This window comes from Chryseobacterium sp. SSA4.19 (assembly GCF_022601875.1).
Lineage (GTDB): Bacteria > Bacteroidota > Bacteroidia > Flavobacteriales > Weeksellaceae > Chryseobacterium.
In genome coordinates this window covers 47,855-66,591 of the sequence record NZ_JAKVIP010000025.1, presented here as the reverse complement: position 1 = coordinate 66,591, position 18,737 = coordinate 47,855, and the positions used below count along the sequence as shown (strand labels likewise).

General features: G+C 36.3%; 19 protein-coding genes. 3 read left to right on the top strand and 16 right to left on the bottom strand.

Translation table 11 applies throughout. The annotated features are described in order from the left end of the window. Window positions 1-121: 121 nt before the first annotated feature. Window positions 122-1,147 (bottom strand): tetraacyldisaccharide 4'-kinase, encoded by a 1,026-nt coding sequence (gene lpxK, locus MKJ01_RS15605; RefSeq protein ID WP_241615029.1) that lies wholly within the window; start codon window positions 1,145-1,147, stop codon window positions 122-124. Between the two features lie 120 nt (window positions 1,148-1,267). On the opposite strand from lpxK, the gene truA reads away from it, so the two are divergent. Beyond that, window positions 1,268-2,005, top strand: a complete 738-nt coding sequence (gene truA, locus MKJ01_RS15600; protein ID WP_241615028.1) for a tRNA pseudouridine(38-40) synthase TruA — start codon at window positions 1,268-1,270, stop codon at window positions 2,003-2,005. A gap of 276 nt (window positions 2,006-2,281) precedes the next feature. Next, entirely contained in the window at window positions 2,282-4,045 is a 1,764-nt protein-coding gene (locus tag MKJ01_RS15595; protein WP_241615027.1) for an ABC transporter ATP-binding protein, read from the top strand. 32 nt (window positions 4,046-4,077) lie between these two features. Here MKJ01_RS15595 and MKJ01_RS15590 read toward each other — a convergent pair whose 3' ends face one another. Further along, entirely contained in the window at window positions 4,078-4,977 is a 900-nt protein-coding gene (locus MKJ01_RS15590; RefSeq protein WP_241615026.1) for a CPBP family intramembrane glutamic endopeptidase, read from the bottom strand. A gap of 335 nt (window positions 4,978-5,312) precedes the next feature. Between MKJ01_RS15590 and MKJ01_RS15585 the strand changes: the two genes are divergently transcribed. Next, window positions 5,313-5,525: a hypothetical protein gene (locus MKJ01_RS15585; RefSeq protein WP_241615025.1), complete on the top strand. Its 213-nt coding sequence runs from the start codon at window positions 5,313-5,315 to the stop codon at window positions 5,523-5,525. A gap of 54 nt (window positions 5,526-5,579) precedes the next feature. Here MKJ01_RS15585 and MKJ01_RS15580 read toward each other — a convergent pair whose 3' ends face one another. The 14 genes from MKJ01_RS15580 to MKJ01_RS15515 all read right to left on the bottom strand — a co-directional run bounded on the left by MKJ01_RS15580 (window position 5,580) and on the right by MKJ01_RS15515 (window position 18,432). Further along, window positions 5,580-6,872 (bottom strand): MFS transporter, encoded by a 1,293-nt coding sequence (locus tag MKJ01_RS15580; protein WP_241615024.1) that lies wholly within the window; start codon window positions 6,870-6,872, stop codon window positions 5,580-5,582. Between the two features lie 121 nt (window positions 6,873-6,993). Continuing rightward, a complete protein-coding gene (locus MKJ01_RS15575) occupies window positions 6,994-7,698 on the bottom strand; it encodes a hypothetical protein (protein ID WP_241615023.1) in 705 nt (234 codons plus the stop codon). 224 nt (window positions 7,699-7,922) lie between these two features. Continuing rightward, complete coding sequence (locus tag MKJ01_RS15570; RefSeq protein ID WP_241615022.1) at window positions 7,923-8,522, bottom strand: DUF6624 domain-containing protein; 600 nt, start codon at window positions 8,520-8,522, stop codon at window positions 7,923-7,925. Window positions 8,523-8,652: 130 nt separating this feature from the next. Further along, window positions 8,653-9,258 carry an SMI1/KNR4 family protein gene (locus MKJ01_RS15565; protein WP_241615021.1) on the bottom strand — a complete coding sequence of 202 codons (606 nt, stop codon included), beginning with the start codon at window positions 9,256-9,258 and terminating at the stop codon, window positions 8,653-8,655. Between the two features lie 41 nt (window positions 9,259-9,299). Beyond that, window positions 9,300-9,887, bottom strand: a complete 588-nt coding sequence (locus tag MKJ01_RS15560; protein ID WP_241615020.1) for a hypothetical protein — start codon at window positions 9,885-9,887, stop codon at window positions 9,300-9,302. 283 nt (window positions 9,888-10,170) lie between these two features. After that, window positions 10,171-10,818 (bottom strand): suppressor of fused domain protein, encoded by a 648-nt coding sequence (locus MKJ01_RS15555; protein WP_241615019.1) that lies wholly within the window; start codon window positions 10,816-10,818, stop codon window positions 10,171-10,173. A 396-nt stretch (window positions 10,819-11,214) separates the two neighbouring features. Further along, window positions 11,215-12,309: a hypothetical protein gene (locus MKJ01_RS15550; protein WP_241615018.1), complete on the bottom strand. Its 1,095-nt coding sequence runs from the start codon at window positions 12,307-12,309 to the stop codon at window positions 11,215-11,217. Window positions 12,310-12,984: 675 nt separating this feature from the next. After that, window positions 12,985-13,134, bottom strand: a complete 150-nt coding sequence (locus MKJ01_RS15545; RefSeq protein ID WP_241615017.1) for a hypothetical protein — start codon at window positions 13,132-13,134, stop codon at window positions 12,985-12,987. Window positions 13,135-13,162: 28 nt separating this feature from the next. Further along, entirely contained in the window at window positions 13,163-13,720 is a 558-nt protein-coding gene (locus tag MKJ01_RS15540) for a hypothetical protein (RefSeq protein ID WP_241615016.1), read from the bottom strand. Next, window positions 13,704-13,883, bottom strand: coding sequence for a hypothetical protein (locus MKJ01_RS15535; protein WP_241615015.1), 180 nt, complete (start codon window positions 13,881-13,883; stop codon window positions 13,704-13,706). Before MKJ01_RS15535 ends, MKJ01_RS15540 begins: the two co-directional genes overlap by 17 nt. 53 nt (window positions 13,884-13,936) lie before the next feature. After that, on the bottom strand, window positions 13,937-14,599 hold the full coding sequence (locus MKJ01_RS15530) for a DUF2461 domain-containing protein (RefSeq protein ID WP_241615014.1): 663 nt from the start codon (window positions 14,597-14,599) through the stop codon (window positions 13,937-13,939). A gap of 148 nt (window positions 14,600-14,747) precedes the next feature. Next, on the bottom strand, window positions 14,748-15,326 hold the full coding sequence (locus tag MKJ01_RS15525; RefSeq protein WP_241615013.1) for a hypothetical protein: 579 nt from the start codon (window positions 15,324-15,326) through the stop codon (window positions 14,748-14,750). 217 nt (window positions 15,327-15,543) lie between these two features. Continuing rightward, window positions 15,544-16,716 (bottom strand): T9SS C-terminal target domain-containing protein, encoded by a 1,173-nt coding sequence (locus MKJ01_RS15520; protein ID WP_241615012.1) that lies wholly within the window; start codon window positions 16,714-16,716, stop codon window positions 15,544-15,546. 126 nt (window positions 16,717-16,842) lie between these two features. After that, window positions 16,843-18,432, bottom strand: coding sequence for an AAA family ATPase (locus tag MKJ01_RS15515; RefSeq protein WP_241615011.1), 1,590 nt, complete (start codon window positions 18,430-18,432; stop codon window positions 16,843-16,845). Between the last annotated feature and the right edge of the window lie 305 nt (window positions 18,433-18,737).

Here is an 18,737-nt window from a genome sequence, read left to right as displayed (position 1 = left end):
TCTTTTTTAATTGCAATCCAAAATTGCTAATTTTCTCGGAACTCTTTTTCCTAAATAAGTTTAAACAACTTCATTATAAATTAAACAATATTTTATTGAATAGATCATATTCATAAGAGGACTATTTTTTTAGAGCCTGATCCAAGATGATCTGGTTGAATTCCTCCTTTTTATCTATGATCACATTGATAGGCCAGTAATAGACAAGATCTCGTAAGTAATCAAATGTTTTCAATCGTACATAATCTTTCTCTGTTGTCAGAATCAGTTTATATTCGCCTAATTTTTTATATTCTGCAACAATCTTTTTAATATCATCATCCGTAAAATTATGATGATCTCTAAATTTCAGATGCTTTACTTTTTGGGAAAATTTAGCCAAATGATTTAGTAAAGGTTTCGGATTGGCAATTCCTGTAATTAATAAAATATCGTAATAGTTAAGATTATTGTCAGGTAGCATTTTATCTCTGCCGTAGACGATCTCGTCATATCCAATAGACGAAAAAAACACTTTTTGTCTGCTTGAAGGCTTTATTCTTGAAATATAGTACTGCTTAGTCTCCTCCGTAAGTTCATCCGGACATTTGCTGACCATTATGATATCAGCACGTTTTGCGCCTATTTTTGATTCTCTCAGATCACCGGCAGGAAGAAGGTGATCTTTAAAATAAGGATCATTAAAATCGGTCATGAGGATTGTAAATCCTGCTTTTATGGCTCTGTGCTGCATGGCGTCATCCAATACCAAGACGTCCAGGTCCATGTCTTCAATCACTTTTTTGGCTCCGGGAACCCTTTCCTCTGAAACGGCAATTACAAAACGGTTTTTAAAACGCTCGAACAGCTGCATCGCTTCATCACCTACGGTTTTATAGTTGCTTTCATAATTGGTGACTGCATAGCCCTTTGTCATTCTCCCATAGCCTCTGGAAAGAACGCCTGTTCTGTAATGCTTAGCCAGAAACTGGGCAAGGTACATCACCATCGGAGATTTTCCGCTGCCGCCTACAGAAAGATTCCCAACACAGATGATTGGGGTTTTGAATGTTGTTGATTTTAAAATCCTCAGGTCGTACAGGGTATTCCGGATACCTGTTACCATGTGATAACCCAAAGAAAAAGGATAGAGATACCATCTTTTCATACCTTACAAAAATAGGAATTTTCAGAGGGATTCAGCTTGTTATGGTAGCTGATTTTGTATAATTATTTTAAAAATAATACGCATGATGATAATTAATTGGATATTTTTGCGGCATATTATATGGCATTGAGATATTGTATTGAATTTTCTTATAACGGTAAAAATTATTTCGGGTATCAGATCCAGCCGGATGCAGTATCCGTACAGGAAGAACTTGAGAAAGCACTTTCTACCATACTTCGGGAAGAAATTAAAACTACAGGAGCAGGAAGGACCGACACCGGCGTTCATGCCAGGAAAATGTTTGCCCATTTTGATACCGGGAAAATATTGGAGACCGATCTGTCCAGAAAACTGAACAGTTTTCTTCCGCCGGATATTTCAGTTAAAAGAATTTTTAAAGTAAAAGATGATTTCCATGCGCGCTTTGATGCGACATACCGCACGTATGAATACTATATTTCATTGGATAAAAACCCTTTTACACAAGAGTCTGCATGGCAGCATTGGAAGCGTGGCTTGGATATCGGTAAAATGAATGAAGCCTGTAAAATTTTATTTGAATACGAAGATTTTACCAGTTTTGCCAAGCTGAAAACCGACAATAAAACCAACCTCTGTATCATCTATAAAGCAGAATGGGAACAGCAGGAGAGTGAGCTGAAGTTCACGGTATCGGCCAACCGCTTCTTACGGAATATGGTAAGGGCTATTGTCGGAACCATGGTAGAAATCGGTGTAGGAAAAATACAGCCTGAAGATTTAAGGAAAGTGATTGAAGATAAACACCGCAATTCCGCAGGAACTTCTGCACCTGCCCATGGACTGTATCTGGTGGACGTGGGCTACGAATTCTGACAAAAACAACAATGGTTTTTTATTGAGTTGATATACGAACTGGTGGCTTAAAATTATTACAAGTTTTTTAGAAAAGGTGTAAGAAGAAAATATTTAAAAAGCTTTTATTAGAAATAACAAATAGGAAAGAACCCTGAATCTCGAAATACATTCATGGCTTAAATAATGACGATCTGTATTTTTCATGACTATTTCGTAAAGTTGTAAAGGTAGGGAAATTTTAAAGTCTTATTTTTGCAGGGCAATTATATTTTAATTCTTTCTTCGACTCATATAATGAAAAAACAAGATACCTGGGGGATCATAAAAAGGCTGTTCTTTATCGGGATGAAATTCCGGTCCTGGTTCATACTTACTCTGATCATCTCCATTATACTGGCTATGGTTTCTACCTACAGGCCGTACCTTACCATGGAAGTCGTGGATAACGATATCACGAAACTTCAGGATAAGGCTTTAATGATGAAGCATATCTACATCTTAGTAGGATTGGTGTTTGCCGAAACGGTTTTGAATTTCTTTCTCGTCTATTTTTCCAATTATATTTCACAAAATGTTATCAGGGATATCAGACAGAGACTGTACAATAAGCTGATTTACTTTAAGACGTCATTCTTTGATAAAACCCCGATCGGTCAGCTGGTGACCCGGGCAGTCGGAGATGTGGAGACTATTGCCACTGTGTATACGGATGGCTTCCTGATGGTATTCGGAGATGTTCTGAGGATCGCTTTTGTCCTGGTGATGATGTTCAGTACCAATGTGCATCTCAGCTACATTACACTGGCAATTTTACCTTTAATGGTTGTCATTACAAGATTTTTCCAGAAAAGGCTGAAAAAAGCTTTCGGAGATGAAAGAAACTGGACTTCCAACCAAAACTCATTTGTGCAGGAAAGGCTTGCCGGAATGCCGATCATTCAGGTATTCAACAGACAGGAGTCAGAATTTAAAAAATTTGATGACATCAATATTACCCTGAAAAATGCATTGCTGAGAACCGTTTTTATCTTTTCTTTATTCTTTCCGGTAGTAGAACTCATTTCTTCACTTTTTATCGGATTCATCTTATTTTACGGAGGCTATATTACCATTAGTGCAGGGGTTGTGATTGCTTTTATTCAGTATATTTCGATGCTGATCCGTCCTTTAAGGCAGATTGCCGACAGGTTCAATAATATCCAGCGGGGTATTGTAGGTGCAGAAAGAGTATTAGGCCTGATGGATGAAGAAAATTCAATGCCGAATACCGGGACGGTACAGAAAGAGCATTTTGACGGGAAAATAGAATTCAGGAATGTACATTTTGCCTATGACGAAAAGCAGGAAGTATTAAAAGGGATTGATTTCAAAGTGAATCCCGGAGAAACCGTTGCTATCGTGGGAGCTACCGGGGCAGGAAAATCAACCATCATCAGCCTGATCACCCGATTGTATGACATTAACGCAGGAAATATCTTAATCGATGACGTTGACGTTAAGGATTATGAACTTTATTGTTTAAGAAGCCATATCGGGGTTGTTCTGCAGGATGTATTCCTTTTTCACGGAAGTATTTTTGAAAACCTGGCTTTTGGCGATGAAACGATTACTCTGGATAAAATAAAGGAGGGAGCCAGACAGATTGAAGTGGATCGGTTCATTGAGCAGCTTCCGGGCGGATATGATTATGTGGTGAGTGAAAGAGGTTCTTCCATTTCTCTCGGGCAGAGACAATTGCTGTCATTTTTAAGAGCTTATTTATCGGATCCCAAGATTTTGATTCTGGATGAAGCGACTTCTTCCATTGACCATGAAAGTGAAAAGCTGATCCAGCGGGCCACCGAAAAAATTACCCGGAACAGAACTTCGATTATTATCGCTCACCGTCTGTCAACCATTGAAAAAGCAGATAAGATTATCGTGATGGAACATGGGAAAATTGTGGAGGAAGGGAAACATCTGGAGCTTTTGGATAAAAACGGCTACTATGCCACTCTTTACAAAGCTCAGCTAAAACATGAAGTAGAGCTGGAAGAAGAGGAAAGTCAGAAGTCTTAAATTCCGTTTTTAAATATAAAGCAGGGTTAAAATCAATCGGTTTTAACCCTGTTTTTTTGTTCTATTTCGTATTTCTTTTTCAAGATGTTCCGGAATTCTTCTTCGGATATTCCCTTTTTCGAAGTAAAGCTGATGTTAATCAAAGCTTCATCTGTTATGAGTTGGTCTTTTCCATAAATATGATCAGCCAGGTCCTGCAGTTGGAGCTGTCTGGCCTCAATACGGTATATCGTATTATTGATATGATCAATTTTTAAGGATGTCGGTTGATCAGAATTAAAAAATGCCTGTTCATCTATTTTCAGATCATAGTTTCTGCTTTTATCGATATATGGGTTGTTAAAAAGCAACATCACAAATGGAAGAACAATTCCGAATAAACCGTTCCAAAGGGCATGATAGATGATACTGTAAAAGATATTCAATCTTACCCTGATATAGCTGAGTAGAAGGCCGCCTGATAGCTGAGACAAAATAATAAGAGGAGAGAGAACGTAAAACATCCAAGAGTCGTGGATATAATTGTCAAGATGTATAAATCCGAAAATGACACATGAAATATATACCATATACGGGAAAATCTTATTCCAGTTGTTTCGGCTGATATACTTTGAAAATAATCTGTTGTATCGTAAAGCGTATCTGAATACAAGTTCCTCAATGGCTGGCGCAGCAATCACAGCCAGAAATATCATTTCTGATAAACCCAGGTTTTTAAAAGCATCAGACGTTTTTACTGAAATACATTTGCGTACAAAATAATCTGCAGGAGCTACAAAAAGTATTAAAAATATAATTTCAACAAGTAATAAATTAAAAATCAGTAAACACTTCTGCTTATCAGAAAGTTGTATCTGAATATCATCAGGCTTTTTAATAAACTGCAGGAGGTTAAAGAAATCACTTTTTAGGCTTGCGAGTATGTATTTCAAATTAAATTTTGCAATAAGTAATGTTCCGGTAAATTTTGTTACAGAATATTTGATTTTTTAATAGTAAAATCTCAGAGATCCATGATTAATATTCCCTTTGTAGAGAGTTGAGTATAAGTGTTTAAATTTTTTCGTTAAACAATAAATTTAATCAAACTGCAGTTGTGTTGTGGAATTAATGTTTTATTTTAATATATTTTAATAAAATGTTAACATAATGTATTATTTGTATTCATAAATTCACTATCTTTAATGTTAAATTCAGCGAATCCGATGAAAATTGGTAAGGTGTTTGATAGTATATAGTAATTTTCAATTAAAATCCAAAAATATAGATGAAGAATATACAAGATGAATTTCAGGTTTTTAAAGAAGAACTCGGAAAGTTAAATATCGAGGTACAGAAGGTGGTGAAGGTAGGAAACGGAAGCATGGATTTCCATGAAGTTTTCTATAAGTCGCCAAGATATGAAGATGTGAAGAGTGTATATGTGCAGAGACATAATCTGGACAATATTCTGGCAAAATTCAAACAAGCCTATCATTAAAAAATAGAACGGCGGCTCAGAGAATCTGAGCCGCCCGTTTTTTGTATACCTTTATTAATCTCTATCCAGAGCAGAATTATTCTTGGTATCCTTCATCCGTACGTACACCATAAATGAAAAGAAAATACAGCCTGTAATATACCAGTAAAAATAATGTTCCACATGCTGCTGCTTAAACCAGAGTGCGAGGTATTCTGCTGTTCCGCCAAAGATAGCAACCGTAAGGGCGTAAGGCAATCCTACACCTAACGCTCTCACTTCAGAAGGGAAAAGTTCTGCTTTTACAACCGCGTTGATCGAAGTATACCCACTTACAATAATCAAACCGGCCATCAGCAAGAAAAATGCACTCCACATAGAAGTGGTTGTGCTTAAAGCATCCAGAAGGGGATAGGTGAAAACCGTTCCCAGTACTCCGAAGCTTAAAAGTAAAGGCCTTCTTCCTATCTTATCAGACAACGCTCCGAAAGCAGGCTGCAGGCAGGCGAAAATAAAAAGGGAAATAAAAGAAATTAAGGTAGATTCTTCTTTGGTAAGATGTACGGTATTGACCAGGAATTTCTGCATGTACGTGGTATACGTATAAAAGGCCAGTGTCCCTCCCAATGTAAGCCCAACAACAGTTAAAAGAGCATTCGGGTGTTTCAGCAGTTCCCTGACAGTCCCTTTTTTATTTTCATGACTCTTTTTTTTATTTTCAAATGCATCTGTTTCATGCAGGTTGGTTCTTAAATATAAAGCAATCACAGACAGCAAAGCCCCGATGGCAAAAGGGATTCTCCAACCCCAATTTTCCAGCTGGGTTTCGGTTAACAGCAGTTTTTGCAAAACCAGCTGGATGCCCAAAGCGATCAGCTGTCCGCCAATTAAAGTAACATACTGAAAGCTGGAATAAAACCCTCTCCGTTCCGAAGTTGCCATTTCGCTGAGGTAAGTGGCTGATACACCATATTCTCCACCAACACTCAAGCCTTGAAGTAACCTTGCGATCAGGAGTAATAAGGGTGCTAAAATACCGATCGTTTTATAAGTAGGCGTCAGAGCAATTAATAAAGATCCAAAAGACATCAGCAAAACAGAGAGTGTCATTGCTCTTTTTCTTCCGATCCGGTCTGCAATACTTCCGAAGAGCCATCCTCCAACCGGACGCATCAGAAAACCGACTGCGAAAATGCCTGCCGTATTCAGAAGCTGTGCCGTCATATCCGAATCCGGAAAAAACGAATTCGAAAAATAAATAGCAAAAGCGGCATAGGCATACCAGTCATACCATTCTACCAGATTTCCTATGGAACCGCCTATAATAGCTTTGATTCTTTGGGCAGTGGTAATGTGCGATGGATTCATAGAGGAAGGATGTTTCTTTTGTATTAAAACAGGTTGGTCTTATTCTCTGCTAAAAAATTATTTCATAAAAATAAAACCGCTCTAAGATAAAACGGTTTCTAAAATATTCAAATAAAATTTCTTAAAATCTATATCCCAATGATAATCCGCTTCTGAAGCCGATCCACGGGCCGTCAATAATAACCCGGGCTCCATTGGTATTGGTTTCTACAGTATAATTAACGTAAGGAACGTCAAGGTCTTCTATTTCCCTTTTTAGCTGGGCCTGCATTTCCGGCGTCAGCACCACATCACTGGTCATGGTAAAATCTCCTTTCCCCGATCCGTAATGAGCCCCGGCAATCCATAAGTCAAGAACTAAATTCTTGCTGGGCGTAAGGAAAAACTGTACGCCGACCATTACTCCGCCACTGTTGCCGTTGGCATTCCCATTGCCCTTCAGCGGGATCTGGAAAGTGGTTCCGCTGAATGTATAATCGTAATAAAAATCAAAAGTATTGGAAGTTATTTTGGAATACCGGTAATATGGGGCGATGTAAAACCCTTTTCCGTATCCTGTTCCCAGATAAAAACGCGGCTCGATGGTAAAATTAAAGACCTTGGCTTCAAGATTCTGAAATCTTCTTTCATCTTCATCGCTTAAAAAATAATCGATAAAAGGGACTTTGCCTTCAGGGATTGCACCAAAACCCATGTTTACAGAGAACCAATGGGTAAAAGCCCTTTCATAAGAAAGATTAATATTCCGGAATGCATATGCCGTAACATTGGTCTTGATAATATTCATTTTTTCTGAAGAGAGAGCAGCTGTTTCCTGTGCATGCATAGCTGAAAAAATTAAACACAGAAGTAAAATAGAGTATTTTTTCATGATTATATAATGTATGGATTAGTAATATATCGGTGAAAGCAAAAATCAGGCAAATTATTAAATCTTCATCATTAATTATATATGAATAGTATTTTACCGTATTCTAAATAAGTATAAGAGTATTAGTGTAAACAATATCAGTTTTATTTATATTTTTTGAGTAGTCAAGTGAGGGAAAATTATTTAATCCAGCCAACAGCTTTTTTCCATGCCTCCAATTCCTGTTTTCTTTTTAAAGGATCTTTCGGAGGCTGTTGGTTTTCATTTTGTGCATGGGTTCTTATGATTGATATCTGTTCTTCAAGAAGGTTCAGCCCGAGAGACTTTCTGTTTTCATTTACTTCGCTTAGGCTGTCGTAAAAGTTTGGGCTTAACATTCCGTTTTCATCCCAGTCAAACTGAGTACCGTACCGTTGAGGTTTATCTTCAAATACTGCTATTCTGTCAGTAAGATAGGCTAAATGGATTTTTTCAGATTCATTCTCATGGGCTGCAGCTTCCAGCAGCCTCATGCATTTTTTCATGAAACCAGGATGATTTATAGAATGCTGTATAACCAGCCAGGCCGCTTCACTGGCTTCTTTACCTAGTTTATCAGCAGTAGGGTAGCCGATCTGATCGATGATTTTCTCTAATTTTTCTGCATTCCTGGTATGAAGGTTCTTCATGTCTTCATTGTAGCCTTCTCCAAGCTGCCCGTCCTTTGCAAGTCGGTCCCTGAGTTCGAGGTCTGCATTTTTCAGACTGATTATTTTTTCAGCGATATTTTTAAGATCCATCTCTAATTATTTTACGGTATTATAATAAAATGTATAGGGTATTTTAACAAATAACGAATAAAAAAACATTTTTCGATATAAAAGCTGTGGGATGTAAAGCCTCATTCATTATTGAAGGGTGATTCTGTTTTTATTCCAGCATATCTTCTTGAATAAAATCATACTCTTTATCCATCATCGTCTCTAAATACTCTTCAAAGCTGTCGGCAATTACAATTAATTCATCCGGGTCATGCAGGAATCTTACAATCTGTCCTTTTATCCCTTTTGCTGACGGACTGAAATCAATGAACAGCTGTGAGGTCCCGCCATTGTTCATACAGTCTGAAAAGTGAAGCCATTTCAGGTCTTTAGCTGTATCGGTAATTTTTTCGTCAATTTCCACTTCTTCATATTCCCGTTCAATATAATCCGAATAAGATTTAACGGCTGCGTCACGGTTTTCAATCATTTCTCCGGAAGATAAGAGGTAATAAGGATATTCTTCCATATCAGAGCCGAGAAGATAGAAAGCAATTTTTTCGCCTTCATATTCTCTCCAGTACGTGCCGTCCACATAATTTAATAGACTGATCAGAGCATCGGGAATGTCAGGATAGAGTTCTGTGAGTTTTTCAATGTTGGCTTCAGTAAGACCATGTTTTATCTTTTCAAAATGCTCCCAGATTTCTTTTCCATTATTTTCATAATATGCTTTTTTCAGTCCCGCTATATATTGTTGTGCGATAGGATTCATTTTTTATTTTAAAATTACGGATTTTTGTGGTATTACATTTATTATTCCTTTTCAAAATTAAAACCGTGAGACCGCAGGTATTCATCAAGTTCAATCTCAAAAGGGAGCTGATAGCTGTTATCTAAATCATATATTCCTCCTGCACCATCTGAAGATTCTAAAAATCCGAGTGTCTTGGAATGCACCTGTTCTTTGGCTTTTTTCCAGTATGTTGATAAGAAACTGATTTCAATGCCGGATTGACTTTCCAAAAAATGAGACAGATCCGGCAGGTCATTTTCGTCCAGGTAGGTTTCATAATGGACATGGTTTTCATCCAAAACCTTTTTGCATAATTCCTGAACATCGGTATAGGTGTAGTCTTCAAACCCATGCTCCTTTAAATTCAGTTCATCCATATAGGCTGTTTTGTCGGGAGAATAATATTCGTAATTTGGCAGGGCGAATAAAATGCTCACAGGGCTTTGAGCATAATAATACACACTGATGACCTCGATTTTACGGTCATCTTCCCGGAACTTGTATTTTGAACTTAAGACATCCGCCAGGAAACCGGTGATTGTCATTTCTCTCGGAAGGAGGAAAGTCTCCCTGAATGCTTCTTCTATTTTTGCTTCGATGTTCTTCATGTTTTATTTACACTATAAAAATAGGAAAGGTTTTTATAGAACATATCATAGTTAATCATGTTTCGAAAGGAATTTTGCAAACAAGTCTATTTGAATCTGATCTACATCAAATTTAAAATTTTTTCTAAAAAAGTTTTCTTGATTTACTTTTTTTTGCCTGAACAGTCAGCCAGAGATTTCATCGCTTAATAACAACGGGATGGCTTTAAACAGCTAATTTAAATTATATTTTGAAATGAGGAGTTCTGCGCTTACAATATTTATAATGAATACTATTTTAAAATTATTTGCGGTTCAGATCCGTTATCAATAATTTATTGTCCTGTTGCATCCTATCAATCATCTTTTTGGTTTCCGAAGGAACGGGATTCTGTTCCAATTGCTTGTACTCATCACTGGTAATGCCAATTATTTGTAGAAATGAAACCTCTCCGTGCGGTGTGTCTGTTTTACCAAGTTTGGGATCAAGGGCAAACGCCAGTGCTGTAATGTCAGTATCGTATTCACTACGGATCGGGCCGTTGGCCGGAATCAGATGGTATTCCTCAAACCATTTTCCGGATTTGAAAACGTACCGCGCCAGGTTTTGAAGCAGGTTGCAAACCCAGGATATGTTTTCATCCGGCTGTTCCATTTTCAGCCTGAATGTAAGTTCAAACCCAAATTTACTGAATTCCCCGCCGGCACTTTTTTCGTTGTAATAGAGTTCTGAAAATCCATAGGTCACAAAATGAAAATGCTTCATCTGCTTTTCGCTTTTATAGACACTGATGCCATCCAGCTGGTCGTTGCCTCCGGCTATGTAATGGAGAGACGGGACAAAATGCAGCGGTTCCTGATCGGGATAAATCTTTTTCAGTTCTTTATCGATACATTCCCAGCCGACGGCATCGTCTTCGGTAAATTGTTTTCTGTATTCTTCTGTGTTCATTGGTATTGCCTTTTAAAGAATTAAGGTACGGAAAAATGAAAAATAGCCATTATGCTTTGCTAAGCAGTATTTAAAATAAAGCCGGATTAACAGGCTGAAAGAGGGAAGCTGGATGCCGGAAGTTTTCGTAAGATCAATCATTGTTTGAAAATAGTCTTTTTGAGGAAAAAAGCTTAGAAAATCAGGTTTTTTGGTTAAAAAGAGTTTAGTTTAAAGCTAAAAGATTGATTGTCTTGATTCTATAGATTCGATGATGCATTGAAAAGGGGGAATTATAATTGAATAGTATTATTATAAATTATAAACCGCTCATATTCGAGCGGTTTTGTTTTGTCATGCTTTAAAATTGAGAGGGATAAATTGCCTGTCTCAGATTGATCTTCACCGATCATGTTTTTACTTCATTCTATTGATTTCGGTGGCACTGTAAAGTCCTCCGATGGCTTCGAAAACCGCATCCTGATCTTTTTTATTGGACCATCCTTTTCCGGCAAGTTCTTTTCTTATTTCCTCTTCCGATTTATTTTTAACAGCATGGTAACAGGCAAAATCCACGACTTCGACAGGTATTCTTTCAAGGACATATTTGGTAAGTACCGTCACTATTTTAAGATAAGCGAAAAGTCCGGTTAATCCCAACTGAATAATCCAGCTGATGATCCAGCCAATCCAGCCCAGATTGATCTTATTTACCGTAAATCCCTGAGAAAACCGAATCTTTAAAAAGCTCAAAAATCCGATTCTTTCCAGATTATTCTCACGAAGAATTATTTCATACTGAAAATACTGGCTCGAGGCATAAATCAGTATGATCATAGCGGCTAATATGTATTGAAGCTTTCTAAAATCGGTATAATTTGAAAATTTAATTAAATATTTCATGGCAAACACAAGTGCCGTTGCTACAAGAAATTCAAACAAGCCGATGAGGTACACTCCTTTTACGGAAAGGTACGCTAAGGTAAATCCCAGAATAAGTGAAACGAATAAACTGCCGATTAAGGGAATGGTAAGATCGGGAGTTTTTGTCTGAGCTGGTTTTGGCAAAGTATCCGGAATGATATAGTCGTCCCAGTTGTTCTTTCTTTCCGCCTCTGTTTCCAATTCCTGCAGTGCTTCCTGATCGAACATTTTTAAAGTTTCCTGGTACGCGTAGATGAATAATTTTACTCTTTTTGAGTTTTTGCCGGCATCCCAGATCTCGTTTCCCAAAGATTCGCTTTTTACGAAAATGTTTCCGTCTTTGTATGTTGCGGTAATGATTTCCGTCCAGCGTTCATTCATCCAGCCGGCTTCCTTGCGTTTTGCTTCGATATTAAAATCGTCTTTGTAAACGAGGTCCCACCCAAGTTTTTCAAATGCTTTTTCCGCAACTGCAATAAAAATGATCTCATTAACCAGTGTCTTAAATTCTTCTTTGTATTTTGGCGAAAAGCTGATCCGGTGCTTTCTGGGAATTGTTTCTTCGTAATTTTTGAAATTTTTATCCATTGATGATCTGAAAATGGTTGATCAGTTTGATTTTACCTGCAAATGTAGTAAATAGGGGGTTTTATGAAGAAAGACATTGTGAAACAATCATGGACTAATTTTTTTATCTTTCCGTTTAATGTGGAATAAACGCGATACTTGCGCCAGTGAAAGAAAGCATCAAGATTTTCTTTTATATTTTCTTTTCCCAAATATAAAAGAAATTCCCAGGACTAAAATACCGGCAATTATACACAGGAGAATCGTTAAATTTCTATTTTCATTTTTCAGTGCTTCGTACCTGGACTCCGCCATGTCGGCTTTTCTTTTTAGCTTTTTAATGTAGATATCCGGCTTATTCGTTTCAAGCTCAAAGTCTTCTATGAAAGGCTTAAAAATCACATCTTCATCCCGATTGAGATATTCTTTCTCCAGATCCTGTAAAATTTTCAGTTCGTCTTTCGTGACGTTTTTCAGAGGTCTGGTATAGCTGCAGAATTCAGAGTAGAGTAAGCCGGTATCGGGTTCGATATAGGCGAAAATCAGATACTCGGTATTTTTATCGTAAGACAGATTGCATGATCTGAGCTCGGATGAAAAAAGGGTTGCATCGTTTTTGTAAAATTCTTCGTAAGCCTGCGACTTATAAATTGTATTGACCTGTATTTTACTGAGATAGTTATTTAAAGTTTTGAATCAGGAAGGGATCTGAACAATGTCATATACTTTTCCCGTAAATACAAAATCTGCATATTTAAACGATTCCTGAATACTCATGTTCTCGCATTTGCATCCGAATAATTTTACTGAAATCAGAAAAGATAAGATAAGTAGCTTTATTTTCATGGTTATTGAATGCTTATTTTTTGCCTGTTTATATTTTCTTTTTCGCCAAAGGCAGCTGCATGACATCGACTCTCCCTTTCCTGTTCGGATAATACAGGAATTTTCCGTCAAGAATAAAAAATTCGTCCCTGATGGTATCTTCTTCTGTAGCAATATCCTCAATGTCAAACTCGAAAACGTTGGAATCTTTGTCTGCCCTGTTGAAAATAATATAATCGTTGAGGTTGTAGGTCCTGAAACCGAGCTGTGAAAAGTCTTTTTTGGGAATGGTTACCGAATTTTCATTATTCAGGATGCTTTGTCTTCTTATATGCGGAGCCCAGCCGCGGTTTCTTACGTAAGGCGATTTCAGGATGTTGATGTCATTTCCTTTTTTGTCAAAATAAACGGTTGCCATTATAAATCCATTGCTTATTGACTTTCCGGAACCGTCTTTTTTTGGAATGTAGTTGATCTTGATGGTAATGGAATCAGAGTCGTTCCTGGATTCTCTCATTTTTATTTTGGCAAATTCTTTCTTAAGGTCAGGATTTAGCAGCACCTTATTCTCGGAAAGTTTCCAGCTTCCCTCATAATTTTTTTCCATAGTAATTGTAGACGAAAGTGGAGTCGGGTTTTAATTCAATATAATTCGCTCCCGGATTGAATTTGTTGAGAAGTCCTTCACCATACATTCCTGCAACGTCTTTGGTTTGGGAATGAAAAACAGAAGCGATTAAAGTTAAAGCAGTCGAAAGAATAGTTCTCATTGATTTTACCTGATGATTTAGAGTTATAAAATAAGTATGCAGGGAAAGAATTCTCAATCACTTAAAGGCTGTCCGTTCAGATCTGTAGTGAGCACTTCGCTCATATAATCAAAGAAGGGACGCATGGCTAATAAAGTGAGAACTGCTTCTTTACGGAAATTATCCGAAAAAACTTCCTGATCGGTAAAAGGTCTCATCACGACATACTGCTTTTTCCTGATAAGGTCGATGGCGGGATGGTTTTTATCGAAGCCTCTCGGTGCAGTTTTCACGGCATCGCCTTTTATTTCTTTAAAATAATAGATGAAGGTATCATCTGACGTGATCTTTTCAATTTCTGCAGTACTGATTTCAAATTCTTTACGGATGCGCAGAAGATCTCTGGCATCCGGTCCCCAGAATCCGCCTCCCACAAAACTGTTGCCGGGTTCAAGATGGATATAATAACCTCCTCTCAGCATCGGTTTTAAGCGGGAATACCCGACTCCGAAATGGTTTTTGTATGGCGTCTGGTCTTTTGAAAACCGGATATCCCGGTAAATCCTGTACATATGAATCCCTGTTACCTGGTCATGGTTCTGAAGTTCGGCATAGATCTGATCGAAAAGCATTTTGTTTTCTTTTACTAATGCGTCATATTCCGCTTTATGGGCGGCAAACCATTCCCGGTTGTTGTTTCTTTCGAGCTGTTTAAGGAATTCAAAGGCTTTTTTCATCTTTATGATTTTTAGTAAATTTAATTATTTTACGCACGGATTACAAAATCCATGAGATCGAGAGGCAAAACTTAAGAGAATCAACTGGTTGGTTTTCTTTTAAATGATCCGATTTCTATTTGTAAAATTTTAATGTGCTGCATTTATATTAATTAGCTATAATATGTAAAAGTCCATCAATTCCACGTTTTCCATATAAACTTACTGATTTGTCTTTCGGAGTATAATCAATTTGTTTAATATCTAAGTGATTTAAGGTCTCAATCAGTTTTCCTTCTTCATAATTTACAATATTCCAATTTACCATTAATAAAGGGTCATTACCTAATTCATTATTTTCTATTTTTGTTTTTATAAATGCAGAAACATTATATTTTTTTGAGAAATTTTCTATAATAAAGTAATCCGGTTTTTTAATATCTAAATTATATTCATTGATTAAGCTCCAAAATTTTTCAGACCAGTTTCCTGTATCCCAAATTTTGATTTTTGAGTTGAGTATCCATTCTATGTTAGATTTGTTTTCTTTATTGTCAACTAACAAATTTGTCAATATATTAATGTCATAAGGGTATTGGGCTTTTTTTAATTTATTAATTAAAAGCTGATCAAAAGGTCTCAATTCTATTTTAGATTCTTGTAAATGAAAAATAAAATTACCGAGATTAACACCGTTATTAATTTTTAAATTTGAAGAAATGAAGTTGTAGCGTTCCGCTTCACTCATCCTTTGAAGGTTAAACGGATCATTTGTTTTACAGCTTAAGATTATGGTAAAGGAAAAGAAGAATAATAATAATCTCATTGGATATTTTTGTTTTGAATGGAAGTTGCAGACATTGTTCTGCTGCTAATCAAACCTGAGAAATCGGTAATCCGCTTGATCGGGGGTGAGTAACATGAGAATAATTCTGGTCACAGTTTGTAAATCCTCAATAAGATGTTTATCTTATAATTCTAACCTGCTTCAAAATTCCTTTTTCATTTTTATACATAAAAATATACGTTCCGCTAGGTACTTTTGATAAATCTATATTTTTATTATAATAAGCAAAACCTTTTCCGCTTTCTTTTCCATCTATTGTATAGACAGTGTATTCAAACTGATTGCTGTTATTTTTATTGCTGATGACAAAACCGTCTCTTTGTGTATTGGTATAGACCTTTGATTCAAATATATCTTTATTAGTGTTTTCAGCGGAAAGTGCTTCTTCGCTGATATCCGCAACCTGAAGGCTTTTAAGGGCTGATTTGGTTGAAGACGTTGTACTTCCGCCGATGATGTATAATTTATTGTTATAGATTTCGGCGGCAGCATGTCTTCTGGGAATCATATTGGATGATAACTGATGCAGTGTATTGGTTTCTGTATCGAAGTAGGCTAGGAAAGTTTGATTATTATATCCTCCTGCAATAAAGATCTTATGACCGGATACCGCCAATGAATGACCGGATATCCCGATAGGCATGGTGTATTGCTCAGTCCAAAGATTTTTGTTGAGATCATACACATTCACCAACCGGGAAGACGTACCGTTGAAACCACCAATAACATAGAGCTTATCATTCACAACTTTGCCTTTTGTTTCTCTGGCCATGGGCATATCGGGTAGGGGATGCCAGGTATCGGAAGCAATATCATAGTACTGGAACCTGTTGGAAAATACAGTGGTGGCAGCATTGTTCAGCCCGCTGCCGCCGAACACATAGATTTTTCCGTTATGGATGGCAGAACCTGCATTTCCCGTGTAGGCACGGTTCACAGCTCCCTTTGTGATCTTATTTGTTTCGAGGTCCAGAATTTCAAGATGGCTGTTTCCCCAGCCGTTAAAAATATAAATTTTATGACCATCAGTCTCCGAATTGGCGAATCTTCTGGGAAGCAGCTTAGCATTGACGACACTCCAGCGGTTATCTTTAATGCTGTATTTCTCGATAAAAGAGGCGTTGCCGTCATTGTCTCTATACCCGTTACTCACATAGATATGGTCATCTGCAACAGCACTGCTGATCCCTCCTCTGCGAACGGACATATCCGCAAGATGTTTAAAATTCAGGGTTTGTGCATTGGCTAAACATAAACCGAAAAGCGAAAGGAGGAATGATTTTGTTTTCAATAAAGTTGGGATTTGATTTTAAAGATAGGAAAAAGTCACGGATTGCAAATCCGCGACATCGGGTTTCCATAATTTAATTTTTTTACGATTCAAAAGAGTTCTAAAGCAATATTGGCAATTTTAGTTTTACTCGCCTAATTCTGAAAAATGTCTTACTACATTTAGTAAAAAGGTTGTCATATTTGTCTTAAGCAAAATATATTCTGGAGTATTAGTAAAAGCCATCCAACAAATATTTCTAGCTTGTCCTTCATCAGCCGCTAATCCTAAACTAACCATAACTTGAAATAAAGCATGATGATCAGAATGTGTTAATGCAGTTGCTAACTGAGCATTTGGATTAGCATTTAGGTAAGCTGTCACCAAGAATTTCTCAGGAGCAACGTATGGATATAAAAAAAAGGTAAATTCATCAGGGTTTTCATGATACAAAGAATACTGTGGATGAGTAATATGATCACCGTCAAAAATGCAACAATATCCAATTTTTAAATGCATTTGACGATAATTTCTTTTATGTCTTAGATAGTCATTTTTAACTTGGTCAATCGGTCCTGAAGTAATTATGTTTATTAGTTTACTAAAATGCTTTTTGTTTTGATTTATAGTCATCAAAATATTTTTAATTATAAATTCTGCTTCAGTGTCTTCGCAATATAATCTTATTAATGGATAAGCATCTAAATCCATTCTTGAAAAGGTAGCATTAACCGATATAGCCGAAATCACTTCAAAATCTCCATTAGTCTTTTTATCAATAAATTTTCTAGATTTTTGTGGTAAGGCAGATAATAAAGTTGGTGAATGAGTCGTAATAATAAATTGTTTTTTATGATGCCATGATATATATTGTATTATGTCTGTAAGACGTCTTTGAATATTTGGATGAATTCCAGCTTCAAGTTCATCAATCATAATTAAAGAGTCTACTGGGGCATCAAATATGTCTACAAGAATATTTATTAGAGATTCTTCACCCGATGCAGCATTAAAACTTGAATATGAATCTTGATGTGGATTCGCAGCAAGATTTGAGGGAATTAATAAATATGAAATTTTGTTTATATGTGAGCCAATTTTATATATTTCAAATGGAATATCATTCTCAAATATATAATTGAATGCTTGCTCAATATCTTCATGTAATCTAACACGATTTGCGCTGTTTGTTTTACGCCTTAAACTTGAAGAAAAATTTCGTGCTGGCAAAAGTCTGTCTAAATCAATTAGTCGAACTTCTTTATCTCTTATTTTAGCATTCATCCTTGTGGAATCACTACTAAATTTACCCAAGCCTGTCCAAGATTGGCTTCCAATAGCTCTCTTTCCTTCTCCAGTTCGGTTTGTATTCCCAACTCTCCAAAATAACTCATAAGAATAACGTCTGGTAGAAGATTCCACAGCAGTAAATGTAAATACATCTCGCCAAATATGAAGTCTCAAAATTGTTTCTGGTTTTGTAGAATCATATTTCTGAAAATTTACATGACTACATGCAATAAGTAAAAGTAAACTAGTTTTACCTATTTTATTTGTTCCAGTTATTACTGTAACTGGATGATCAAATGTTAAATCGAGATTATGTATATGGCGAAAATCATTAACTTTTATTTCATTTAAAAAATAACGGAAGCTATTGTTATTATTTTGAAATATACTTGGATCACAATGAAGTAAATTGTTTTTTGCAGAATTTAAGTTTTGTAGATTTAACATGTCCTTATCTGTTTACATATAGTTAAAAAACTGAATGTTCTTGGTTTTTACTTTGAGCTAGTAACACTTTTATATAGCATTGATTTTTATAGAAATATAATACTCATAGTGTTAATCTTATTAGTGACAGATTTTCTTTTTTTCTGCAAACTAATTGCTATTTGTTTTAAAACTGGAATTTATGTTTAAAAGTGGGATGTAAGGTAAGAAGTAATCGATATTTTTCCATGGTTTAATTAGTTTTCTCAAATATAATTAAAAAAATAATACAAAATAAAAACCGCTCTGAAAATCAGAACGGTTAG